Below are 24,945 nucleotides of genomic sequence, written 5' to 3'. Positions count from 1 at the left end.
CCTTGAATTTTAGTTTAAACCAATTAGAGGAAAACCATTATCTTCTTCAAAATGTATTGTTCTTTTGTGGTACAACTTCCTATTGACAAAACTGTTTTTTCCAAATTATCTTTCTCCTAATTATCCTACACTTCTTATTTTGATTTATTCTCAACAAAAAGGCCTTTATTCTTTAAAATTTTACACATTCAACATCGTAAGCTTTAAATTTTTAATTATTTTTTAATAATTATAACAATACTACCATTGTAAAAGCTCTTGGGATATTGTATTTTTGCCCCAAATGCCAAATGCCAGATGCATATGAAACTTTCTTCTAAAACCAGTAGCGACATTTCCTTTGAAGATTTTAAAAAACAAATTTTCTTTGATTATGAAATCGCTGTTTTAAGCAGGACCTGCAGCCTGATCGGAAGAAAGGAAGTACTTACGGGCAAAGCGAAGTTCGGAATATTCGGGGATGGCAAGGAACTGCCGCAGCTGGCAATGGCACGTTCTTTTCAAAATGGGGATTTCCGAAGCGGTTATTATCGTGATCAGACCTTTATGATGGCGTTGGGGCTTTTAAAGCCTAAGGATTTTTTCCATGCGCTCTATGCCACCACCGACATCAAAAAAGAACCCATGAGCGCGGGAAAGCAAATGGGCGGACACTTTCTTACCTATAGCCTTAACGAGGACGGAAGTTGGAAAGACCTTATCCAACAAAAAAACAGTAGTGCCGATATTTCCTGTACGGCCGGGCAAATGCCGAGGCTATTGGGATTGGCCCAGGCGTCAAAGGTGTACCGGGCGGCCGAACAGATCGATTCGGAGAAATTTTCCAATAACGGAAATGAAGTAGCCTGGGGCACCATAGGGAATGCCAGTACCAGCGAAGGAATGTTTTTTGAATCGCTAAATGCCGCCGGTGTCCTTCAAGTACCCATGGTCGTTAGCGTATGGGACGATGCCTACGGAATATCGGTGCCTAATGAATACCATACGACCAAGGAGGATATTTCAAAACTTTTGGCAGGCCTTCAGCGCGATGAAAATCATCCCGGTTTTGAACTGTTCCAGGTAAAAGGATGGGATTATACGGCTTTGATGCACGCCTATGAAAACGCCTCGGATATCGCACGTGAGGAACATGTACCGGTATTGATCCATGTTACCGAACTCACGCAGCCCCAAGGACACTCGTCATCGGGATCACATGAACGTTATAAAAGCACCGATCGTTTGGAATGGGAAGCGGAAAACGACTGCAACAAACGTTTTAGGGAATGGATCATCACCTCGGGTATTGCCACCGACGAGGAGCTGTCAACCATAGAAAAGAATATTAAAAAAGAGGTGCGCCTTGCGCGAAAAGAAGCATGGTCCGAATATTTGGAGGAACACCTTCAACTCAAAAGAGCCCTGATCGGACTACTGGAACAAGCGGCAAATGGCAGTGTGAACAAAAACTTTTTGACCAAGATCAAAAACGATTTGATCGCCGTGGAAGAACCGATAAAAAAGGATTTGGCGGTCGCGGGTAGAAAAGCATTGCGTTACCTTTTAGGGGATGAACGTACGGAAAAGCACAATCTAAAAACCTGGATAGCGCGCTTTTTATCAGAAACCCAACCGAAATACAGTAACAATCTGTATAGCGAACTTCCGAACAGGGCTACCAATATCCCTGCCGTACCACCAAAGTATGAGTCAACGCCCGAACAGGTGGATGGAAGGGTCATCCTTAGGGACAACTTTGACAAACTGTTCGAAAATTATCCCGAAAGCCTTGTTTTTGGTGAGGATAGCGGTGCGATCGGAGATGTTAATCAAGGTTTGGAAGGACTCCAAAGCAAATACGGTGCAACACGGGTATCGGACACCGGTATTCGAGAGACCACCATTATCGGACAGGGCATAGGGATGGCATTACGCGGCCTGCGGCCCATTGCCGAAATACAATATCTTGATTATATTTTTTATGCGTTGGCCACATTGACCGACGATTTGGCCTGTTTGCGCTACCGGACCTCCGGAAAACAAAAGGCCCCGCTGATCGTGCGCACACGTGGACATCGTTTGGAAGGAATCTGGCACTCCGGTTCCCATATGGGAGGCCTGATCCATGTGCTAAGGGGTATGTATGTATTATCTCCAAGAAACATGACCCAAGCGGCAGGATTTTACAATACCCTTATGAAAAGTGATGAACCCGCACTCGTTATCGAAAGCCTGAACGGTTATCGCTTAAAAGAATCCCTTCCGTCGAACTTAGGAGAGTTTTGCACGCCTATAGGAGTGGTTGAAACACTGAGGAAAGGAGAGGATATTACCTTGGTCTCTTATGGTTCCACCCTGAGAATCGTATTACAGGTTGCCGAGGAGCTACAACAAGTGGGAATCGATGCAGAGGTAATCGATGCGCAAACCCTTTTACCCTTCGATATTGGAAAAGAAACGGTTAAAAGCGTACAGAAAACAAATCGCCTGCTGGTAATAGATGAGGATGTTCCCGGGGGATGCGCGGCCTATTTACTGAACGAAATCATTGAAAACCAAGGAGCCTACCAGTATCTGGATAGTGCACCGCAAACCCTTACGGCAAAAGCGCATCGGCCGGCCTACGGTACGGACGGTGATTATTTTTCAAAACCAAATGCCGAGGATATTTTTGAAAAAGTGTATGCCATCATGCACGAAGCCTCACCCGAGGAATATCCTGAATTGCGGTAATCCGTACGTATTATGGGGCATTGGGTACTACTCCTTCTTGTATCTGAAGAAGCATGTTTGCTATTTTGTGGCAATTGGTATAGCTGAAAATGCTTGAAACATAGCGGATGGGGCATTTCAGAAAAAAAACTTACTTTTATCTGTAGTCAAACCATTTTCAAAACACTTCTTATGCAACAACAATCCCTTAAAGATATAGGTCTTGCCCTCCTACGAATAGTTCCATCCGCTATGATGATCGTTCATGGATATGGTAAATTACAAATGCTCATCAATGGTGCCGATTTTGCCGATCCCATTGGAATCGGGGCTACTCCCTCATTGGTACTTACCGTATTAGCGGAACTCCTATGTCCGATATTGATTATCATCGGTTTTCGAACGCGACTTGCTGCGATACCCGCCGCGATAACCATGGCGGTCGCGGCCTTTGTAGTGCATGGTTCGGACCCTTTTCAAAAAAAGGAGATGGCCTTGCTCTATTTAACGATTTTCGTTGTAATCGCACTTACGGGTCCGGGCAAATATAGTATCGATAAAAAATAGTCGCCTGACTCCCCGCTTTAAGTAGAAGGACTTATACCATTTTTGCTTTGAAATGGTATTAAACCCCTTTTGGCTATAGAATTTTAACCAAAAGCTCCTTTAACAGGTCGGCCTGCTTTAATGCGTTCGCGCCGACTCCCTTGCCTTTTAAATCCATTTCCCGAAGGTGGGAAACGATTTGGCTCACCTTTTTCATGGGATAGTTACGTGAGGCCGTTTGAAACTCATTTACAAAATAGGGGTTGATGCGGAGTGCACTAGCAACCGTTTTTGGAGAATGGTCGTTCAATCCGTGGTACTTTAACAATTGCGAAAAAAAGGAATGTAACAAGGTTACCGTTAACACGAACGGATTGTCCTTGGGATTCTGTGCGAAATAGGTAATGATTTTGGTCGCCTTTACCACATCCCGCTCCCCTATTGCCTTTTTCAATTCAAAGTTATTATAATCCTTACTGATACCGATATGCGTTTCGATATGGTCCGGCATTATTTCAGTGTCCTTGGGAAGCACTAAAAACAACTTTTCCAGTTCTTTATAGATTCTGCTCAAATCGGTCCCCAGATACTCTACCAAAAGCGTGGAGGCTTTATGGGATATCGGATATCCCTTACTTCCCAAGGTTTTTCTGATCCAATCCGATACCTGGTTCTCATACAGTTTTTTACTTTCGAACAATAGTCCGTTTTTCTGTACGGCCTTGTAGAGTTTCTTTCGCTTGTCCAGTTTTTTATACTTGTAACAGATGACCAAGACCGTAGTCGGCTGCGGATTGTCGGCATAGGCGGTAAGACTCTCAATGGTTCGCGACAAATGTTGTGCCTCTTTTACGATGACCACCTGCTTTTCGGCCATCATGGGGTACCGTTTGGCATTCCCCACAATATCGTCGATCGTTACGTCCTTACCATACAATACCATTTGGTTGAACCCTTTCTCCTCCTCTTGCAACACATTGTTCTCGATAAATTCCGTAATACTATCAATATAATAGGCTTCCTCCCCGAACAGGAAATAGATGGGTCTGGTGTTTCCAGCACGAATATCGCCAACGATCTGCTTTACTTCTTCCATTCAAAAAAAATCATCAAATTTGCGCCATGCAAAAGCTACAATTTCCGCACTACGTATTCCGATTCAAAAGTAGCGAAAATAAGAAGTATATTTTTGATCAGATCCGCAAAAAGTTTGTAGTGCTACAGCCCGAAGAATGGGTACGCCAGCATGTTGTTCAGTTTTTGATTTCCGATAAAAAATACCCCATAAGCTTAATAAATGTAGAAAAACAATTGCGTGTCAACGGCATTCAAAAGCGATACGACATCGTGGTTTTCGACCCAAACGGGAGTATCCGGATATTGGTGGAATGCAAGGCACCGAAAATTAAGATCGACCAACAGGTCTTCGATCAGATCGCCCGTTATAATTTAAGTTTGGACGCCAACTATCTTATGGTCACCAATGGTATGGACCATTACTACTGTCAAATGGATTATCAACGGGAAACCTACGCCTTTCTGAGGGACTTACCGGACTACCGGAACATCAAAGCGGCGGATCGACCCTAATGGTGCCCAAAATACCGGCGCAAGAACATAACGAGTACCGATATTCTAAAATATTTCTTTACTTTGTCGGCCTGTACAAAAAACCGCATCGTACCAACCGTTTCATTTGGTAAGCCCCCATGTCTAAAATCGCCATCGTTATATTGAATTGGAATGGAGAGCTTCTTCTGGAAAGCTACTTGCCGTCGGTGGTGGAACATTCCAATGGGGCCGATATTTACGTGGCCGATAATGCTTCTTCCGACGATTCGGTCGCCTTTGTACGCAACAACTTTCCAGAAGTGAAAATCATACAGAATGCCGAAAACGGTGGTTTTGCCAAAGGCTACAATGATGCACTCGTTCATGTGGATGCTGAAATTTTCTGTTTGTTGAATTCGGACGTTGAAGTCACTAAAAATTGGTTACACCCCATTGCCGCCCTTTTTACGCAAAGGGAAGAAGTTGCCATCGTGCAGCCAAAAATTTTGGACTTGATGCGAAGGGACCATTTTGAATATGCAGGGGCAGCAGGTGGTTTTTTAGACCAACTTGGTTATCCCTTTTGTAGGGGGCGTATTTTTCAGGAACTGGAAAAAGACGAAGGACAGTATAACGACATTCGTGAAATTTTTTGGGCTACCGGGGCCTGTATGTTTATCAGAAAAAAGGTATTTGACGATCTGAACGGATTTGATGAGGCTTATTTTGCACACCAAGAAGAGGTAGATCTGTGCTGGCGTGCCCAAAACAAAGGATATAAAGTATTTTATGTGGGTACCTCGGAGGTTTTTCATTTGGGCGGTTCCACTCTGAGTAATATGAATCCCAAAAAAACCTATTTGAATTTCAGGAATTCCCTTTTTTCCATTGCAAAAAACCTACCCTTCCATAAAGCATTACCACTTATTTTTGCCCGTTTGTTGTTGGATGGGGTCGCCGCTTTGCGCTTTATTTTACAATCGAAATTCAGTCATTGCATTGCAATATTACGGGCGCACCTTAGTTTCTATCGGCATTTCGGGAAGATGTACCGTAAAAGGGAAAAAGCCAATTTTATATTAAAGTATTACCTCATTAAATCCATAGTGTGGTCCCATTTCGTACATCAAATAGAAAAGTTCGGCGATTTAGTAAAAGATTAACTAATTTCGCGAAAAGTAAATAGGACCATTCAATAATTTTGTGGCTTGTTTACCAAAAAGCTAACATATACAAACATTAATATTTAGGATCAACACTATGAGAAAAATCATCTTAGGCTGTTTAGGTATTTCTTTATTGCTTTCTTCATGCGTATCACAGAAAAAGTACGCGGATTTGGAGTCCAAGGCAAAAGAAACACAGGACATGTTAAATTCGGCTACAGTTAAATTAAACGACTGTTTGGAAGAAAAAGCAACGGCTACTTCCAAAATGAAAACCTTAGAAGATCAAAATGCCTTTTTAAAGGCTAACAATCAGGAATTGATCAACAATATGGGTAATTTGACCACTTTGACCACCAAAGGGGCAGAGAATCTTGAAAAGTCATTGGAAAGTTTAAAAGAGAAAGACCTGACGATTCGCAAACTCAACGATGCGATTACCCGACGTGACTCCGTAAACCTTTCTTTGGTACAGAGCCTTAAAGGAGTTCTTGGAAACCTTGATGACGAGGATATCGAGATCAGTGTAGAAAAAGGTGTGGTATTCGTATCCATTTCCGATAAGCTTTTGTTCAGCAGTGGCAGTTATAACGTAACCAGTCGCGCCAAGGAAATTTTGGGCAAAGTTGCACAAGTCGTCAACAACAAACCTGATTTTGAATTTATGGTAGAAGGCCATACGGACGACGTACCCTACAGTGGAGGCGTATTGAAGGACAACTGGGACTTGAGTGTGAAACGTGCAACCTCAGTGGTGCGTATTCTACAGAACGATTATGGTGTAGACCCAAAGCGCATGACCGCTGCGGGTAGAGCGGAATTTATTCCCGTATCACAAACGGAAAAATCCAAAAACAGAAGAACACGTATCGTAGTACTTCCAAAAATCGATCAGTTTTACAGCATGATCGAAGAAGGCATGAAGGATCCTGCGATAAACGAGTAAACCTTCTTACACACATTGAACATTGTAAAAGTGCGCCAAATGGCGCACTTTTTTTTGTGAAAAACTGAAATTAATCAATACTATTTTTAGTATTGATTTATCCGTTAAAAATTACTGATCCTCAAATGCGACTGCCAACTTGTCCATGATCAGTGGCCCTGAGTACTTGGAAGAACGGCGAACACGAAAACTAACGATTGTGATCGGTGAGTTGATTTTCCGGCAACCCTAAATAGTACTGGGCAAGCTGTACCGGTCTACCTAAACAATACTGCTATCTCCTTTTCCTTCCCTAACCAGGATAGGCGCGCCCTGCGATAAGTCTATTATCGTTGAGGCCACGTTATCGCCGTAACCACCATCGATGACGATATCGACCAAATCTGCCCATTTTTCAAAAATCAATTCCGGATCTGTAGTATATTCCAATAGTTCATCCTCATCGTAGATGGACGTGGATACGATGGGATTGCCCAAAGCGGACACCAAGGTTCGGGGAATACTATTGTCCGGTACCCGAATACCGACAGTCTTCTTTTTTTTAAAATCCTTGGGCAAATTATTGTTCCCGGGCAAAATGAAGGTATACGGGCCGGGTAACGCTCTTTTTAGGATTTTAAATGTTGCCGTATCTATTTGGCGTACATAATCGGAAAGATTGCTTAGGTCCGCACAGATAAAGGACCATTGCGCTTTTGAAAGCTTTATTCCCTTGATTCGGGCAATACGCTCCAAAGCCTTGGTTTTCGTAATATCGCATCCCAAACCATACACCGTATCCGTTGGATAAATTACCAAGCCCCCTTTTTGTAATACCTCCACTACCCTTGCAATTTTTCGGGCATCGGGATTTTCCTCATAAAGTTTGATAAATTCTGCCATATTGTGGTCGGGTTTGTTATGAAGTTATACCATTTTAACGTTGAAATGGCGCGTATAGAAATTGAATTATTTTTTAGTTGTTCGAGACAAAAAATCTAAGCATAGCCTTAGCTACGGTTATATTTTTTAACGAAGAACAGCTGAAAAAGAAACGATTTATTAGTGCTATTTCAAAGTTAAGATGGTATTATACCATTTTAACGTTGAAATGGTATTCGTTCTAATCGTAATGATAATTAAAATGTACCAAAAAAATCATATCTTGGCACTATTAAAATCTAGCATTAACATACCATCTGCCTAGTAATTTCCTAGGAAAAAAGGAGTGTCTTCATTCTTTAGGCACCCCATACACTAATGTTATGCCATTTTTTAATGAAAACAAACGAAAAAATCGCCGTAATCGGCGGTACCGGAAAATCAGGGTCTTACCTGGTTCGCCAACTTCAAAAACAAAAATATCACTTTAGACTTTTAGTACGTAACCCGGAACGTTTTGTTCCTGAGCTCGAATCCACTTCCGTTGTTGTGGGCGATGTTTCGGACGTGAACACCGTTCGCACCCTATTGAGGGGCTGCACTACTGTTCTCAGTTGCTTGGGAAGCGGTATCCCGGCCAGTAAACCTACCATTTTTAGTACTGCCACTGCAACTGTTTTGCGGTGCATGTCGGAATTGGACATCCAGAGGTATATCGTACTGACCGGATTAAATGTGGATACCCCCAAGGACAAAAAGGGGGTTGCAACCAAGTTTTCTACTGATTGGATGTATGAAAACTACCCTATATCGACAAAGGACCGTCAACGGGAATATGAATTATTGGTCAATAGTACTATCGATTGGACTTTGCTACGATTGCCATTGATCACACTCACCGATAAAACAACGACGACGGAAAGCAGTTTAATCGACTGTGGCTTCCCAGAGATAAGTGCAGCTTCCCTGGTCCGTTTTATGTTGGAGCAACTAAAAAGTGACCTTTATATAAAACAGGCTCCTTTCGTATTCGACAAACCGATCTGACCGCATTGTGTCATAAGTGACCTTCGGGCTCCCATTCTGGGGTTCGAAGGTTTTTTTCCTTGCATATGTTACCTTTGTTTTCTGAAAAAGAAAATACGGTGTACCGATACTCACTACTTTACATCTTCTAGTTTTTGAGGTTACCGCAAGTCATCCTTTTCATGGAGTCGGATCGTTATATCGGCCCAACTGATATCGATGCCCTATTCCAAATTCGATTTTAAATTTTCAAGTCCAATACTAAAATCGTTGCCTAGGGCTTCTTCCATATCCAAAAACAACAACATGATGTTCATGGGATAATCCATATGCCCTTCAAAACCCCATTTTACCATGGTTTGATCGGCAGAAACACTTTCTGTGGTCATATAGGCCTTGTCCGAAGATTCAAATGGCTCCTTAAATCGCAAAGCAAAATCAATTCGTGCGCCTTCTTTGATATCCATTATCTCTTGTTCCCCAACACCAACATCGGCACTATCGCTGGCCCAACCCGCAACAAAACCTACCGTACCATCGGTTCCGGAATAGAACCGCTGCATGTGCGGATCCATACTGGCCCACTTGCTAAATTTTTCCTGGTTTTTTAATGATTTGATGTAATCGAAAACCTGTTGATTGGGTTTATTGACCACGATTTCCCTTTCTACCGAGTAATCCTTATCAGTGAAAGCTGCGATTACTAACGGAACTACAATTATAATGACCAGCGCCAAAAAAACTTTTTTTAAGATTCCCATAGTTATACTTTTAGAATTGCAATGTACTAAAAATCAGCACAATCCCATTCGCATAGCACTTAAAAAACAGGTTTTTTAATCATTGGTATCCCGTTTTGGAAACAAGAGCAGCTGTAGGATTCAGTTCAAGACCTCCAATTTTGCAAAACGCAACAATAACTTTTTAATGTCACCTTTATCAAATTGTATCTCTGCCTTTTTATCGTTGCCGACCCCTTCGATCTTTAAAATTTTCCCTCTTCCGAAACGGGTATGGTTGACCAGGGTACCTACCTCAAGATTGGTATCCGCAACCTGGGTATTTCCAATGGGTTTGGAAAGTTCGGGTTTTAGTTTGCGAAGTTTCCGCAATTGATTTTCGTTGGGTTTGATTACGCTTGGTGGCGTTCCATTGGCCGGTTTGGTCTGTCGCAATTTGCTTTTGTCCACCGTTCCAAAAATATCCGAATCTATTAACGGTTTGTAGCGGTACCCACCGTCCAAAGGCGTTAAGTTCTCTACGTATTGCTCATCGATTTCCTCTAAAAATCGGCTTGGCTCGGCATCGATGAGTTTTCCCCAACGATATCGGTTTTGTGTATAGGTCAGATATGCCTGTTTCTCCGCTCGGGTGAGGGCAACATAAAACAACCTTCGCTCCTCTTCCAATTCACTACGGGTACTCATGCTCATTGCGGAAGGAAAGAGATCCTCCTCCATTCCAACGATATACACATAAGGAAACTCCAGTCCTTTTGCCAAATGTATGGTCATGAGCGCTACGCGATCGTCGTCACCGGTATCCTTATCAAGATCGGTGGCCAATGCCACATCCTCCAAAAATTCGGAAAGATCGCCTTTGGCACCATCTAATTCTTTCTGCCCCTCCACAAAATCTTTGATACCGTTCAACAGTTCCTCAATATTTTCCATACGGGCTATTCCCTCGGGGGTCCCATCTTTTTTGAATTCCAGGAGTACCCCGGTTTTTTTGGCCACATGTTCGGACAGGGTAAAAGCGTCGGCCCCTTCGTTCATGATCTGAAAACTTTTGATCATGGTCGCAAAATCCTTTAATTTGTTTTTGGTTCCCGAATTGATCCTTAAATCGATTTTATCCAAGTTTTCGATCACTTCAAAAATGGAACGCCCATAATGGTTTGCCGCAACGACCAATTTATCTACGGTCGTTTGCCCTATGCCCCTTCCCGGAAAATTGATGACCCGTTTTAACGCCTCTTCATCCTTAGGATTTACTACAAGGCGTAAATAGCCGAGTACATCTTTTATCTCTTTACGCTGATAAAACGAAAGTCCCCCATAAATACGGTACGGAATGTCCCGTTTGCGCAATGCATCCTCAATCGACCTCGACTGTGAATTTGTTCGATACAGCACGGCGAATTCCCCGTTCGACATTTGCTGCTGCATTCGGTTCTCCCAAATAGAGCCCGCAACGTAACGTCCTTCTTCCGCATCGGTAGGGCTTCGGTGTATTTTGATCATTGCCCCTTCATCGTTGGCCGTCCAAACTACCTTCTCGAGCTGGTTCTTGTTCTTTTCAATAATGGAGTTTGCGGCATTTACGATGTTTTTTGTAGATCGATAATTCTGCTCCAACCGATACATGCCCACATTTTCATAATCCCTTTGAAAATTTAGGATATTGCTGATGTTCGCTCCCCTAAAGGAATAAATACTTTGGGCGTCGTCACCCACTACACAAATATTGTGATACCTGTCGGCCAGTGCCTTTACAATGAGGTATTGGGAATGGTTGGTATCTTGATACTCATCTACGAGGATGTAGCGGAACCGGTCCTGATACTTCATCAATACCTCTGGAAAGCGGTTCAACAACTCATTGGTCCGTAGCAAAAGATCATCAAAATCCATGGCGCCCGCTTTGAAACAGCGATCTACATAATGTTGATAAATCTCTCCCATTCGGGGACGTTTTGCCATGGCATCGGCCTCGACTAGCTCCGGATTGTTCAAATACGCCTTTACGGTTATCAAGCTGTTCTTATAGGAAGAAATCCTGTTTTGTACCTGTTTGTATTTGTATACGTCCTTGTCCAGCCCCATTTCTTTGATAATGGATGCGATCAAGCGTTGGGAGTCCTGGGTGTCATAGATGGTGAAATTGCTGGGAAAACCCAGTTTGTTCCCATCGAAACGTAACAATTTTGCAAAAACCGAGTGAAAGGTGCCCATCCAAAGATTCTTTGCCTCGGACGAACCCACAATTTGGGCGATACGTTTTTTCATTTCGCGGGCGGCCTTATTGGTAAAGGTCAGTGCCAGAATATTAAAGGAATCAACGCCCTGGGCCATCAGGTGGGCAATACGGTAGGTCAGTACCCGGGTCTTTCCGGAGCCTGCTCCCGCAATTACCATTAAAGGCCCGTCCTTATGAAGAACGGGAGCTTTTTGGGCGTCGTTTAACTCGTCTATAAAAGTGCTCAAATCTAAAGGGTTTTTGCCCTGTGAAATTAGGAATAATTGGGGGTTTATACCATTTTAACCTTGAAATAGCGCTAATAAATCGTTTCTCTTCCCGTTTTTCTTCGTTAAAAAATAGAACCATAGCTAAGGCCATGCTTATATTTTTTGCCTTGAATACCTGAAAAAATAATTCAATTTCTATACGTACCATTTCAAAGTTAAAATGGTATTAGTAAAACGCTCCCTCTCATAATTATAAACAATCAATGGTAGATTTCCCGATTTTGGATATATTTAGGAACTGAACAGGTTTGAACACGAAAAAATATGAAGCGATTACTACTGAGTACTCTTTTTTTAACGATAAGCTGGTCCGCGAGCCACGCTCAGGACCTCTCCAAGTCCTACACCGACATTGAAAGCAAGGTTGTTGAATGGCGCAGGGATATCCATCAAAACCCGGAACTGGGCAATAGGGAGTTCAAAACTGCCGAAAAGATTGCCAAACACCTAAAGTCCTTGGGAATCGAGGTTCAAACCGGGGTTGCACATACCGGTGTGGTAGGCCTTTTAAAAGGCGGACAACCGGGTAAAGTAGTAGCCCTGCGAGCGGATATCGATGCCCTGCCCGTAACGGAAAGAAACAATCTTCCGTTCAAATCAACGGTTACGACCGAATTCGCGGGAGAACAGGTAGGTGTTATGCACGCATGCGGCCACGATACCCACGTTGCGATCCTTATGGGCGTAGCGGAAGTACTGGCCAAAAACAAGCAGCAGATGAAAGGTACGGTCAAGTTTGTTTTTCAACCGGCGGAAGAAGGACCACCACCAGGGGAAGAAGGCGGTGCACTATTGATGGTTAAAGAAGGGGTTATGGAAAACCCTAAGGTAGATGCCATTTTTGGGCTCCACATCAATTCCCAGACGCCCGTGGGAACAATCCGTTATAAAGCGGGTGGAATTATGGCCGCCGCGCAAAGTTTCACCATTAAGGTGAAGGGGAAACAAAGTCACGGCTCGCAACCTTGGTCGGGTGTCGACCCTATTCTGATCAGTGCGAAAATTATCGATGGCCTTCAAACGATCATCAGTCGTGAATCGGAATTGACCAATGAGGCCGCCGTAATTACCGTGGGTAAAATAAAAAGTGGCATCCGTTTTAACATTATTCCCGAAAGTGCCGAAATGATCGGGACCATTCGCACCTTGGACTATGATATGAAGGATCACATTAACCGACGTATGAAAGAAATGGTATCGACTATAGCGAAAGCTTACGGTGGGGAAGCTACCTGCGAAATTAGGGAAGCCACCGAAATCACCTATAACGAACCGGCATTGGTAGAACAAATGCTCCCAACGATGCAACGTGTTGCCGGAGCGGAAAATGTACAATTGCAAAAAGCGATTACCGGTGCCGAGGATTTCTCCTATTTCCAAAAGGAAGCGCCTGGATTTTTCTTTTTCCTGGGCGGAATGACACCGGGAAATACCGAATCGTTCCCACACCACACCCCTGACTTTTTAATCGATGATAGCGGTTTGTTATTGGGTGTTAAAACGCTTACCGAAATGAGTTTGGATTACCTGAACAATTGAATAGAAAAAAACGGAACATAACCCCAAAAGGTACCTATGGAGACTTTTTTAGCCTTTTTAAGTAATATCCCGTGGTATCTGTGGTTACTGGGAGTATTGGCCATCGTGGCCATACGTGATATTTTTTTTCAAAGAGCGCACACCATATCCCATAACTATCCGATCGTGGGGCATTTAAGATACTGGTTGGAGAGCATCGGGCCGGAAATGCGCCAGTATTTTGTGGCCAACAATAGGGAAGAACTCCCTTTCAACCGTATTGAAAGAGGGTGGATCTATGCCTCGGCCAAACAAGAAAACAACTATGAAGGTTTTGGTACCGACCGTGACATTTATGCACACCACCACATTTTTATTAAAAACCAGATGATGGGGTACACGGTTTCGGAAAATCACCCGAACGCAACGGATAAATCGTTTGTGCCCTGCGCCAAGGTCATGGGTGCCCACAACGGTCGTAAAAAACCGTTTCGGCCAGCTTCGGTAATCAATGTATCGGCCATGAGTTTCGGTTCGTTGTCGGCCGCGGCGGTCACCTCCCTAAACAAAGGGGTGGCAAAGTCCGATGCGTACCATAATACGGGAGAGGGCGGATTGTCGCCTTACCACAAACAAGGCGGTGATGTGGTGTTCCATTTTGGTACCGGTTATTTTGGCGTACGGTCCGAGGACGGGAATTTTTCAATGCCAAAAATGAAAAAACTGGTGGCCGAAAACCCTTGTATCAAAGCTATCGAAATTAAGCTCTCCCAAGGGGCCAAACCTGGAAAGGGCGGTGTGTTACCGGGTGCTAAAATTACTCCCGAAATCGCTGAAATCAGGGGCGTTGAAGTGGGCAAAGACGTGCTTTCGCCCGCTACCCATAAAGCCTTTGGCAGCATTCCCGAACTGTTACAATTTATAGAGGATATTGCTGAAGAGACCGGATTGCCCGTTGGCATTAAGGGCGCTATAGGAAAATTGGATCAATGGGAGGTTTTGGCCGATTTAATGGTAGCGACCGGAAAGGGGCCCGACTTTATAGCCGTTGACGGCGGTGAGGGCGGTACGGGGGCCGCACCCCCATCCTTTGCGGATCATGTTTCCCTGCCTTGGGTTTATGGCTTTTCGAGTCTTTATCGGGTTTTTCAGGAACGCAAGCTTACCGAAAGAATCGTGTTCATCGGAAGCGGTAAACTCGGGTTTCCCGCCAAGGCGGCCATGGCCTTCGCCATGGGAGCGGATTGTATTAACGTAGCACGAGAGGCGATGATGAGCATTGGCTGCATCCAGGCCCAAGTATGCCATACCAACGCCTGTCCGGCCGGTATTGCCACACAGAGCAAATGGAAACAACGGGGTATCGATATCCCTTTAAAAAGTGATCGATTGGCCCAATACTTTAAAACCTTTAAAAAGGAGCTTTTAGAAATAACACATGCGGCAGGTTATGAACATCCCTGTCAGTTTTCCATGCAAGATGTACAAGTAAATGTGGACGATATCGACCTGAACCGGAATTTAAAGACCACCTATGGATACGAAAAAACACCGGTACCCTTCACATCGGTCGAACATTTGGGCAACTGTCCGCATCTTGGCGGAAAACGCACTAAAACCACTAATGTAGGATAATATCGTGGCATTTCTTTCGTTTTCGCTTCTGTACAAATGAAAGGGTGTTCGCAACCTTGTTCACCATTCCATTATAATGAAATGGCATAAAATACGCCATATTTCATCTGTTAATATTTATTGTTTTTTAATGGTCAGATGTAATTCACCAATAATCATTTCGGTTGGTATCAAGAATTGTTATGGCTCATTTCATAATTCATTTGGGATATTATATTTTTGCCAAAAAACTAAAAGCACTGCCGTTTTGGCCTGCGCATCAAAAAGCAACTGAATCTAAAAGCCTATACATGAAACGACCACTACTTTTATTCCTTTTAATTTTTGGAAGCTGGGCTACCGTTACCGCTCAAAAAAAAAGTGAGCTAATTACAGAAAATAATGCGCTAAGATCACAGCTCGATTCCGTGAACGGGTTGGTTTTTGAAGCACAAAAAGATTCCAGGGTCAATATCGCAAAGGCAGAATCATTGGAAAGTCAGGTCAACGAGCTTCAGGATGCCAATGCCACCTTGCTTAAAAATTTAACCAGTTTCGCGGAAGTGTCCAGTAAAAATTCCCAGAACATCAACAATGCACTGGAAAGTCTGGCCGAAAAAGAAGCCCAACTTAAATCGATTACCGATGCTATTGCCAGTAACGATTCCACGGCATTGGTGGTACTGACAAATGCCAAACAATCGTTGGGAGAAAACGCAAAAATCACGGTATCCAATGGGGCAATCGTTGTTTCTGAAAGTCTTACTACTCTGTTCAATTCCGATACGGACAGTAACGTCAACGCCAATAGTGAACCTTGGATCGGAAAAATAGCGGCCATATTAAAAGCAAACCCCGCAATGGCCCTTACAGTAGAGGGATTGACGATGACCGGTGATATCGATTTGGCCACCCGCCAAGCCAATACGGTTGCCGCGGTACTCCAAAAAAACTTTCAGGTAGATCCAAATAGGCTAATGGCCATAGGAAAAGACGGCAACTTTAAAGAGGGTGTCAATTTTAAAATACACCCGAAGTTCGATGATTTTTACAACATGGTCCGTAAAAACATGAAAAATTAAGGTGTTTCGGGAAATACTAAATTCGCTCCATCGGCGTCTTCCATTTGCTGTAGTTCATTCCAAATAAAGGGAACCAGGGTCGCATATGATTCGCGCACTTCCGAATGTACCGTTTCAGGCACCTGAAAATCTGCCTCGGTCGGTATACCGTACATGGCCATATAATTGATCAGGCCTGCCAAAAAATAAATCGTGGGACGCCCATGGGGCGCATCATCTTCATACAACATGTTTACGGGTATGGTATTCAAGGATGTTTCGGTAAGTAACTTTCCGATAATAGGGCCTACGGGTATCATTTGTATCGTTAGATCCGGACGCGCATTTTTTAAATTTTGGTAATACTGCAACCACCAATCGTGAAAGTCACTACGTAAATAGGTATTGTAGTTCTCAAATTCGGTATCTGTCGGAGGAAATTGCTCCATAAACGGGGCCATATCGGGCCAGTTCTCATAAATATAAAAGGGAACACCAGGTTCCTGTTCCGACACCCAATCGAAAATTTGGAGTGTAGCCGATTCCGGGGAAAAATTATTCGGATTGTCCCCTTCATAAGGTAGGTCTGACGGGCGGTACTGCACAAAGTTTCCTGCGGTGAGCAATACCGTGTTAAAATTGGCCTGCGCGAAGGTTTCGGTATCCGAATCCCAGGCGGGAGTTACCACATCGAACCCCCACTGCGCAATTGGTGGTAAGTTTGCGTGCTGGGGCAAGAAACCATATTGACCGGATACGGAAAAATCCATATTACCAGCTTCCGAAAGCACATGCAACCAATGCGGAACGGTGGTCTCGTTGCTTGGGGTCGGAATCAAGGGAGGGTCGTGAACAATTAGACTATGTCCGAAAATATAGGTTTTTAAATTTGTGGTAAGCGGGGTCGGCATATCGTCCATCATACCGTCCTCTTCCGGGGTTTCGTCCAATCCCTCATTTTCAGGGGGTACAACTACCTCTTCATCATTTTCGGCCATGGAGGAGTCATCCGAACAGTTCGAAAATAGTCCGATAAAAAGAATAAACGAAAAAACAACGTATTTTCCCATACTTCTGAATGTCTTATAGATTGCTTCAATAACGTAAGAACGGACCATCGTATTGCTTCCTGTTAGAGGGATGATACCGCCATGGCCAATGGACTTTTTGAACATAGCACGAAATATGGGATGTTTTCCAAACAGAATAGGGCCGGTAAATCGTACCCGATTTCACTTTGGTAAAATACTTTTTGAAAAAAATATTCGTTGTACAACATGATATTGAACTACAACCAAAAAAACTAAATACACCATCAAATGAAAGGAGAACAAATTCTACAAATGTTCGGCTTCTTGTTGCCCGCCGTAGTTACCGGCGTTGTCGCATTCTATTTTTTTAAGTTGCATACCAAAAATGAGGATGGCAGAAGGCGTTTTCTTTTGCACAAGGATACCCAAAAGAACACTCTTCCGATACGGCTACAGGCCTACGAGCGTATGGCGTTGTTTTTAGAACGCATTGCGATACCTAGTTTGGTAGTGCGGGTCGCGCCAAAAACCGCAGATAAAAATGCTTACGAAAATTTATTGATCCAAAGCATTGAGACCGAATTCGAGCATAACTTATCACAACAGGTTTATATGACCGATGAATGTTGGAACGTGATTAAAGCGGCCAAGAGTGCGACCATTCAGATGATCCGTAAGGCTGGTATGAGCGAAACCGACTCTGCCGATAAACTACGAGAAGATGTTTTAACGGAAACCATGGACAAGAGTTCGCCCTCGGCCACCGCCTTGGCTTTCGTCAAAAAAGAAGTGGGCGACCTTTGGTAACGCCCATCTGCCGCGAAAACATACTATCGTTTTAGAACGACGGACTAATATTGTAGCTGTTTAAAACTACTACTGTCATGCAGTAAGAATGTAATTTATCTACAAATTGTGATTAATTAAATGGGAACGCATATTGACTGTATAATTCCGAAAGAAAAAGATTATTCAGTTAAGGAAGTTACTGAAAAACTGAATGGTGTCTTCGAAAAAGTAAAACCTGAATATCTTCATCTAGAGAAAAGCGGAACATTTACCAAAAAAGTAAATGGTAACTGGTGGATTACTAAAATAGAGGCTGATAAAGAAAATCCTGAATATGTAACTGGAGAAGGCGACAGTTTTAATATTAACATATACAAAAATGTAGTCTGCATTGGATGCGTCGAGAGGTTTTCAAGTTTATACTTAACTGAGAAAAGTATATCGAATGATTTATTTAAGATAATCACAGAATTAGGCGAAGTCTTTCGGTCCTCAAATAAAATACTGATTGGAGCTGGTGGATTTGGCGAAACGGACTTTATAACTGATATCGCCTATATTCAAAATGCCAATTTTGAACAAATTTGTAAAAAAATGACAAAAATAAATGGAAATCCAGCTAAGAGCTTAAAGGAACTGAATGAAAAATCGTGGTTTCTTAAAGAATAAAACTGATCACAACTAAGTATAAAAAAAATAGCAAAACATGTACATACGGGGTTTAATATAAGTCCTAAATATCTCGATTATTACGGCACTACGTTTCCTGTATCGGACGTTACCGTTTGTTCCAGCTCTGGTTCGATCTGATTCAGTTCTACGTTTTTGTATTTGGCATAATTATAACCACTCTCCCACCAAGCCGTCATTTTCTCCTTGTCGAATATCAAGGAATTTGTAGTCAATACTGTAGGGGTATAATAAAAGTTTATAATGGCGTCATGATGGTTGGCGACCAGTTTCCCGATCCGAATATTTTGATACTCGATCCTGTCGAGAATAAACTCAAAAATGGTAGTGAGTAACGAAAATGGATTTTTAGAGGGCATTCGATTGAGATGGTTGACCTCCGTTTGCAAAACGATGACGTCAATCTCGGTAGCCCCACGTTTTACGGCTTCTTCGATCGGTACCATATTACCCAGACCACCATCGGCATACTCACATCCATTCTTTCGAACCAGACTCATGAACGGGGCATAGTTGCATGAAATCCAAATCCACTCGCAAAATTCTTCATAATCAAAGTCATTGATGCTTTTATATTCCACCTGGTTCAAGGAAAGGTTGGAAACCGTAATAATAATATCGGTGGGTCCGTTTTTTAAGGTCTTGAACTCTTCTTCGGTCAAACTATCCTTGATCAACGCCAACAGGTTGTTGCTTTCCCCAAACGTTTTTCGTCCGGCATAGAAATTTTTCAATACGTTCCAATGGTTGATGCTGATATTCAATACCCCGTACTTTTTTTCTACCTTGAAGGGGCAAATACTGAAAATGCTCTTTTGATTTACCGAAGTATATACCTGCTTTATCTTTTCTACTTTTTCCAATGCCAAATGCGAAATGAGAAGGCTTCCGGTAGAAGTTCCTAAAAAAAGATCGTACCGGTGCCCTAATTCTTGCATCAAATATTGGGCAACACCGCCTGCAAAAGCACCTTTGCTACCGCCTCCTGAAATGACCAATGCGCGCATAATCAATCTAATTTATTTTGTAAATAGCTGGTTTTGTTCTTTTCAAGTGTTTTCAACAGCCCTGCTATCCGTTCTTTATAAACGTCATCTTTTAATAAAACGTCTAACAGGGCACGTGCAAATTTTTTAAATTGCCAGGAGTGATGGCCAGTGGCCTGCATCAAATCCAGCAAGTTGGTATCGGTAAAGCCAAACGCTTCGTTTAAATACCCGAACGCCATTCTTCTGGTTTCCGTACTATAAATACTTGAGGTGTAGCCCTGTAGCTCATCAAAATATTGCTTGGTCAACCGTCCGTTATAACCATCGGTCAAACACGCCAACGTCAGCCATAACAATCGTACGTTTTTGTTGGGCAATCCCTCAACGTTCTTTGTTGCCTCTAAATATTGGGACCTGTCTTCCGGGTAAGCTACCCATAATTGTAGCAGTGCGTTTTCTATGGTACGGTAACTGTTATCCTGCAACAAAGAGACTACTTTTTCTTTAGGGTACTTTGAAATATCATCGACCATTACTAGGGATTGGCGCAAAGGAATGGTATCGGCAGCAAAGGCCAACTCCACAATTTCCGGCGATATGGTCGGTGCATGTTCCGATATCAGATACCGCTTAAAATGCACGGATTCCGTTTTGTTCCAATAGTCTACATCATCCAGGGAATCTTTTTCCGGAGCGGCGTTGCGCTTTTCCATTTCAAACAGTAAGCGAAGCGATGCCGCTCCTTTTTGCAAACTGCTTTCTAGTGCTTCCCCCGGCAACTTGGTACTGACCAACCAATCGTTTTTAAACTGGGTTAGGTCCGTTTTGCTTCTGGAGGCCATGATGTCCAAAAAATGGGATACTGTTGCATTTTTATAGGCAAAGGTGCGCAGATACACTTGTATCCCTTTACGGAAATTGGCATCCCCTACCTTCTCTCGCAGCATATGTAACGCCAAAGCCCCTTTTTCATAAAATGTAAGGCTACTGGCATGGGCATCCAACAAACTTTCACCCTCGCCCTCTTCCACCTTTTGGCGGAGCCTTCGGTATGAACGGTATAACTTCCAGTAATAATGATCGTTCCCAAAAAGTTCCTTCTCTGCCAAATAGGCATAATATGTAGCAAAACCTTCGTGCAGCCAATGGTTTTCACTATCGGTTTCCGTAACCAAATTACCGAACCATTGGTGTGCCAGCTCATGCGCATTTACATTCACATAGTTCACATCTATATAGGCGATGGAATCCACTACGTAACTATCGGAAAAAAGCGTCGTACCGGTATTTTCCATTCCTGCATACAAAAAGTCCTTTACGGGAACCTGCTTGTAATTCTGCCAAGGGTATGCAACCCCGATTTCCTTCTCCAAAAAGTCAAAAATTCGGGTAGTATACCGGTATGTCGGTTCAACGCGCAGGCTATCCGCTGGATAATAATAGTTGACCAACGGAATACCACTTTCGGAAACCAAGGCCTGCGAATTATAGTTTCCCATGGCAAATGCCAAAAGGTAACTGCTCATGGGCTCTTGCATGCTATAGCTCCATTGCTTTTCATCCTTCGAAGCGTTCTTGGAACCCGTAAGTTTGCCGTTGGCGATTACCCTAAGGTTTTTCGGGGCCGTCAGGGTCATTTGAAACTGCACCTTCTCGGTCATGTCGTCAAAACTGGGCAGCCAATGACTGGTATACTTTCCTTGGCCCTGCGTCCAAACCTGCTCGTTTCCCGTAACGGCGTCGGACCAACCGATAAAGTACACGGTTTGTTTTGGGGTGCACTCATAAGCGAGGTCCAACGTATACGCTTTGTCCTTTTTTAGATTATGGTGCAAAACAATTTTTTCGTCGGAAACCGTGTGTCCCACCTTTTTACGGTTCAGTCGGACTTCGGAAAAATTCATATGATGTGCATCCAAAAAAACGGAATCTATTCCTTCGATTACCTTGAATGTATAGGTAACGGCACCTGATAAGCTTTTGCTTTCCGGATGGACTTGGACGGAAATGTCCGCGGTAAGAAAGTCTACGCTCGGTTGTTGCTGTGCAAGCAAACCTAGCACCGAAAAAAAGAAACCAATAAAAAAACGAAATACCATAATCGAATTCAAGTATAATCCAAATTTACCATTTTCGTTTGTTGCACTTCGTCTATCGATGCGCTAAATTCGTTTTATGAACGCCCAACTGCTCCAAACGCCTATCGCCTACCTTAAAGGAGTTGGTCCGAATAGGGCCGAAACCTTACGATCGGAGCTAGGAATTGCGACGTTTTCGGACTTGCTCAACTTTTTCCCTAACCGCTATATCGACAAAACCCAATACTACAAGGTGGCGCAACTACAGCGCAACAGCGCCGAGGTACAACTGGTGGGCAAAATTGTCAATATCAAAACCATTGACCAAAAAAAGGGAAAAAGATTGGTCGCTACCTTTGTTGACGATACGGGAACAATGGAACTGGTATGGTTTCGGGGACAAAAATGGATCAGGGAAAACCTAAAACTGAACACGCCTTATGTCATTTTTGGAAAATGCAATTGGTTCAACAATTCGTTTTCGATGCCCCATCCGGAAATGGAGTTGGTGTCGGAACATAAAAACGGCCTTAAAATAGCCATGCAACCGGTGTATCCTTCTAAAGAGAAACTGAGCAATAAAGGAATAACCAATAGGGTGATCAGCAAATGGATGCAGCAGGTTTTTATGGAGACCAAAGGTCGATTTTCCGAATCCCTGTCGCCATGGCTATTGGATGCCTTAAAGTTATTATCCAAAAGTGAGGCCATTTTCAATGTACATTTCCCCAAAAGCCAAGCGTTGTTGGCAAGGGCCCAGTTTCGATTGAAGTTCGAAGAATTGTTCTACATTCAGTTACAACTTATCGCGAAAAAACAGTTGCGCAAACAAAAGATAAAGGGGCTACCCTTCGATCGTGTAGGTACCTTGTTCCATGATTTTTACAATAATTTTTTACCTTTTGAACTTACCAATGCCCAAAAACGCGTGGTAAAGGAAATTCGCGCAGATCTTGGTAGTAATGCCCAGATGAACCGATTATTGCAGGGCGATGTAGGTTCCGGAAAAACGATTGTTGCGGTATTGATCATGCTTTTGGCCATAGATAATGGTTTTCAAGCCTGTTTGATGGCCCCGACCGAAATTCTGGCAACACAACATTACAATGGTATTCAGCAACTTTTAAAAGGAACCGGAATTGAGTGTGCCCTACTGACCGGTTCGGTTAAACAGTCGGTTCGCAAACCGTTGCACGAACAATTGGAGGAAGGTTCCCTACAGATCTTGATCGGAACACATGCCCTTTTGGAGGATAAGGTGAAATTTAAGAACCTAGGCCTTGCCATAGTAGATGAACAACATCGTTTTGGTGTGGCTCAGCGTTCCAAACTCTGGCACAAAAACACCCTTCCGCCCCATATACTGGTCATGACGGCCACTCCCATACCTCGAACGTTGGCCATGAGCCTTTATGGCGATCTGGATATTTCGGTTATCGACGAACTACCGCCAGGTAGGAAACCCATTAAAACGGTACATCGATTCGATAGCAATCGTTTAAAGGTATTCCGGTTTGTTCGCGATGAAGTAAAAAAAGGCCGCCAAGTGTATGTCGTGTATCCTTTGATCCAGGAATCCGAGGCGCTGGATTATAAAGATCTTATGGATGGTTATGAAAGTATCGCGAGGGACTTTCCCCTACCCGATTATCAAATTTCCATTGTACATGGGCAAATGAAACCGGCCGACAAGGACTATGAGATGGACCGTTTTGTAAAGGGCGAAACACAAATTATGGTGGCCACCACCGTTATTGAGGTGGGTGTAAACGTACCCAATGCCTCGGTTATGATCATTGAAAGTGCCGAGCGCTTTGGACTATCCCAATTACACCAGTTACGCGGGCGTGTCGGTAGGGGTGCGGATCAAAGTTTTTGTATTTTGATGACGGGACATAAGTTATCCTCCGAAGCAAAGACCCGAATGGAAACAATGGTCCGGACCAATGATGGTTTTGAAATTGCGGAGGTCGATCTGAAACTTCGGGGACCCGGTAACCTAATGGGCACCCAGCAAAGTGGGGTTTTACAATTAAAAATTGCCGATTTGATCAAGGACAATGCCATCTTACAGACCGCGCGGCATTACGCCATTAAAACCCTAAATGAAGATCCCGCACTTGGCCATCCCGAAAATCGGGTCATACGGGACACTTATGCCCAACTGAGTCAAAACAAGACCATTTGGAATTATATTAGTTGACAATAAGGTCAAAAGTGCTTTATTTTTACTTTTCACGTTTTGAAGTGGTTTAAACTTTTTCTCCCAAACCGTCGGTAGGTTAAAAAATGATTCTTTTCACACTTTTTTCGACTTATTTTCCTTCCGTAGCCCGGCTATGCAACTCAAAAAAGGCTTCAAAAGAGCAAAAAATCATGTCCCAAAGCATCGGAATCGCTTCAATCCAAAAAAGTTTAAATCACTTCATTGACAATCAATTCCATCATCACAACAAAGAGGATTATTTGGATCAGGGCATTCCGTCGAAATAATCCTCGTTATCCTTACCGTATCAGTATCGGTTGTGCCAACGTTATCCGTTACCTCTAATTCGAACGTATAGTCTCCTACATTGTTCATGTTCGAAACTGTAGGTATGGCACTTGTGGCATTAGTAATGGTGGGGATAGAAGCACCTGGCGACCTCGAAAGCAAACTCCATTGGTAAGAAAGTGGAGCTACCCCCCCACTTGATTGTGTCCCATTAAGATTAACACTACTACTATCCAATGTTCGGTCAAGTCCAGCATTCGCGTTAAGCGGGGCATTGTTTATACTTATGGTACGGTTTACCTGTACGGCCGCGTTATTTGCCGCATCGCTCACATTATAGGTCACCGTGTAGTTCCCTGCCACGGAAGTATTGACAGAGGAAGCATCGATTACGATGCTTCCCGTTATGTCGCCATCTACGTTGTCCGATGCGGTAGCACCCAACTCCGTATAGTCATCCCCTACCGTAAGCTCCTGGGGATTGGCGCCGTTAAGAACAATTACCGGAGGGGTATTGTCCGGGGCATTGTTTACACTTATGGTACGGTTTACCTGTACGGCAGCGTTATTTGCCGCATCGCTCACATTATAGGTCACCGTGTAGTTCCCTGCCACGGAAGTATTGACAGAGGAAGCATCG

General features: G+C 43.3%; 20 protein-coding genes. 12 read left to right on the top strand and 8 right to left on the bottom strand.

The window, feature by feature from the left end; translation table 11 throughout:
• The first annotated feature begins 303 nt into the window (after positions 1-303).
• Together ACRD7P_RS12650 and ACRD7P_RS12645 are read left to right on the top strand one after the other, a co-directional pair.
• On the top strand, positions 304-2,715 hold the full coding sequence (locus ACRD7P_RS12650) for an alpha-ketoacid dehydrogenase subunit alpha/beta (RefSeq protein ID WP_430907991.1): 2,412 nt from the start codon (positions 304-306) through the stop codon (positions 2,713-2,715).
• Positions 2,716-2,886: 171 nt separating this feature from the next.
• Entirely contained in the window at positions 2,887-3,261 is a 375-nt protein-coding gene (locus ACRD7P_RS12645) for a DoxX family protein (RefSeq protein ID WP_430907990.1), read from the top strand.
• A gap of 73 nt (positions 3,262-3,334) precedes the next feature.
• Here ACRD7P_RS12645 and holA read toward each other — a convergent pair whose 3' ends face one another.
• Positions 3,335-4,336 carry a DNA polymerase III subunit delta gene (holA, locus tag ACRD7P_RS12640; protein WP_430907989.1) on the bottom strand — a complete coding sequence of 334 codons (1,002 nt, stop codon included), beginning with the start codon at positions 4,334-4,336 and terminating at the stop codon, positions 3,335-3,337.
• A 26-nt stretch (positions 4,337-4,362) separates the two neighbouring features.
• Here holA and ACRD7P_RS12635 point away from each other — a divergent pair, with 26 nt between their 5' ends.
• The 3 genes from ACRD7P_RS12635 (at position 4,363) to ACRD7P_RS12625 (ending at position 6,903) form a co-directional block, all read left to right on the top strand.
• Entirely contained in the window at positions 4,363-4,830 is a 468-nt protein-coding gene (locus ACRD7P_RS12635) for a type I restriction enzyme HsdR N-terminal domain-containing protein (RefSeq protein WP_430907988.1), read from the top strand.
• Between the two features lie 119 nt (positions 4,831-4,949).
• Positions 4,950-5,954 carry a glycosyltransferase family 2 protein gene (locus ACRD7P_RS12630; RefSeq protein ID WP_430907987.1) on the top strand — a complete coding sequence of 335 codons (1,005 nt, stop codon included), beginning with the start codon at positions 4,950-4,952 and terminating at the stop codon, positions 5,952-5,954.
• A gap of 97 nt (positions 5,955-6,051) precedes the next feature.
• Positions 6,052-6,903, top strand: a complete 852-nt coding sequence (locus ACRD7P_RS12625) for an OmpA family protein (RefSeq protein WP_430907986.1) — start codon at positions 6,052-6,054, stop codon at positions 6,901-6,903.
• Between the two features lie 261 nt (positions 6,904-7,164).
• Here the strand turns inward: ACRD7P_RS12625 and ACRD7P_RS12620 are convergent, their stop codons facing one another.
• The gene (locus tag ACRD7P_RS12620; RefSeq protein WP_430907984.1) at positions 7,165-7,785 is read right to left on the bottom strand and encodes an L-threonylcarbamoyladenylate synthase; all 621 of its coding nucleotides are present in this window, start codon (positions 7,783-7,785) and stop codon (positions 7,165-7,167) included.
• Between the two features lie 375 nt (positions 7,786-8,160).
• On the opposite strand from ACRD7P_RS12620, the gene ACRD7P_RS12615 reads away from it, so the two are divergent.
• On the top strand, positions 8,161-8,811 hold the full coding sequence (locus ACRD7P_RS12615) for an NAD(P)H-binding protein (protein WP_430907983.1): 651 nt from the start codon (positions 8,161-8,163) through the stop codon (positions 8,809-8,811).
• Between the two features lie 203 nt (positions 8,812-9,014).
• On the opposite strand, the gene ACRD7P_RS12610 is transcribed toward ACRD7P_RS12615, so the two are convergent.
• A complete protein-coding gene (locus ACRD7P_RS12610; RefSeq protein ID WP_430907982.1) occupies positions 9,015-9,551 on the bottom strand; it encodes an SRPBCC family protein in 537 nt (178 codons plus the stop codon).
• A gap of 120 nt (positions 9,552-9,671) precedes the next feature.
• Positions 9,672-11,999 (bottom strand): ATP-dependent helicase, encoded by a 2,328-nt coding sequence (locus ACRD7P_RS12605; RefSeq protein WP_430907981.1) that lies wholly within the window; start codon positions 11,997-11,999, stop codon positions 9,672-9,674.
• Between the two features lie 306 nt (positions 12,000-12,305).
• Between ACRD7P_RS12605 and ACRD7P_RS12600 the strand changes: the two genes are divergently transcribed.
• The 3 genes from ACRD7P_RS12600 (at position 12,306) to ACRD7P_RS12590 (ending at position 16,255) form a co-directional block, all read left to right on the top strand.
• Entirely contained in the window at positions 12,306-13,580 is a 1,275-nt protein-coding gene (locus ACRD7P_RS12600; protein WP_430907980.1) for an amidohydrolase, read from the top strand.
• Positions 13,581-13,616: 36 nt separating this feature from the next.
• Entirely contained in the window at positions 13,617-15,194 is a 1,578-nt protein-coding gene (locus ACRD7P_RS12595) for an FMN-binding glutamate synthase family protein (RefSeq protein WP_430907979.1), read from the top strand.
• Between the two features lie 290 nt (positions 15,195-15,484).
• Entirely contained in the window at positions 15,485-16,255 is a 771-nt protein-coding gene (locus tag ACRD7P_RS12590; RefSeq protein WP_430907978.1) for a hypothetical protein, read from the top strand.
• Here the strand turns inward: ACRD7P_RS12590 and ACRD7P_RS12585 are convergent.
• Positions 16,252-17,304 (bottom strand): hypothetical protein, encoded by a 1,053-nt coding sequence (locus tag ACRD7P_RS12585; RefSeq protein ID WP_430907977.1) that lies wholly within the window; start codon positions 17,302-17,304, stop codon positions 16,252-16,254. The genes ACRD7P_RS12590 and ACRD7P_RS12585 overlap by 4 nt on opposite strands.
• 249 nt (positions 17,305-17,553) lie before the next feature.
• On the opposite strand from ACRD7P_RS12585, the gene ACRD7P_RS12580 reads away from it, so the two are divergent.
• Positions 17,554-18,072: a hypothetical protein gene (locus ACRD7P_RS12580; RefSeq protein ID WP_430907976.1), complete on the top strand. Its 519-nt coding sequence runs from the start codon at positions 17,554-17,556 to the stop codon at positions 18,070-18,072.
• Between the two features lie 120 nt (positions 18,073-18,192).
• Complete coding sequence (locus ACRD7P_RS12575) at positions 18,193-18,723, top strand: hypothetical protein (RefSeq protein WP_430907975.1); 531 nt, start codon at positions 18,193-18,195, stop codon at positions 18,721-18,723.
• Between the two features lie 80 nt (positions 18,724-18,803).
• Here the strand turns inward: ACRD7P_RS12575 and ACRD7P_RS12570 are convergent, their stop codons facing one another.
• Together ACRD7P_RS12570 and ACRD7P_RS12565 are read right to left on the bottom strand one after the other, a co-directional pair.
• Entirely contained in the window at positions 18,804-19,751 is a 948-nt protein-coding gene (locus ACRD7P_RS12570; protein WP_430907974.1) for a patatin-like phospholipase family protein, read from the bottom strand.
• Positions 19,752-19,753: 2 nt separating this feature from the next.
• Positions 19,754-21,844 carry a M1 family metallopeptidase gene (locus ACRD7P_RS12565; protein ID WP_430907973.1) on the bottom strand — a complete coding sequence of 697 codons (2,091 nt, stop codon included), beginning with the start codon at positions 21,842-21,844 and terminating at the stop codon, positions 19,754-19,756.
• A gap of 64 nt (positions 21,845-21,908) precedes the next feature.
• On the opposite strand from ACRD7P_RS12565, the gene recG reads away from it, so the two are divergent.
• A complete protein-coding gene (gene recG / locus ACRD7P_RS12560) occupies positions 21,909-24,014 on the top strand; it encodes an ATP-dependent DNA helicase RecG (RefSeq protein WP_430907972.1) in 2,106 nt (701 codons plus the stop codon).
• Between the two features lie 222 nt (positions 24,015-24,236).
• On the opposite strand, the gene ACRD7P_RS12555 is transcribed toward recG, so the two are convergent.
• Positions 24,237-24,945 (bottom strand): immunoglobulin-like domain-containing protein (locus ACRD7P_RS12555; protein ID WP_430907971.1); only part of this gene is annotated, 709 nt, incomplete at its 5' end.

This window comes from Maribacter sp. 2-571, from assembly GCF_050589625.1.
Classification (GTDB): Bacteria; Bacteroidota; Bacteroidia; order Flavobacteriales; family Flavobacteriaceae; genus Pelagihabitans.
The sequence above is the reverse complement of the archived record's forward strand: the minus strand, read 5'-3'. Positions and strand labels throughout refer to the sequence as shown.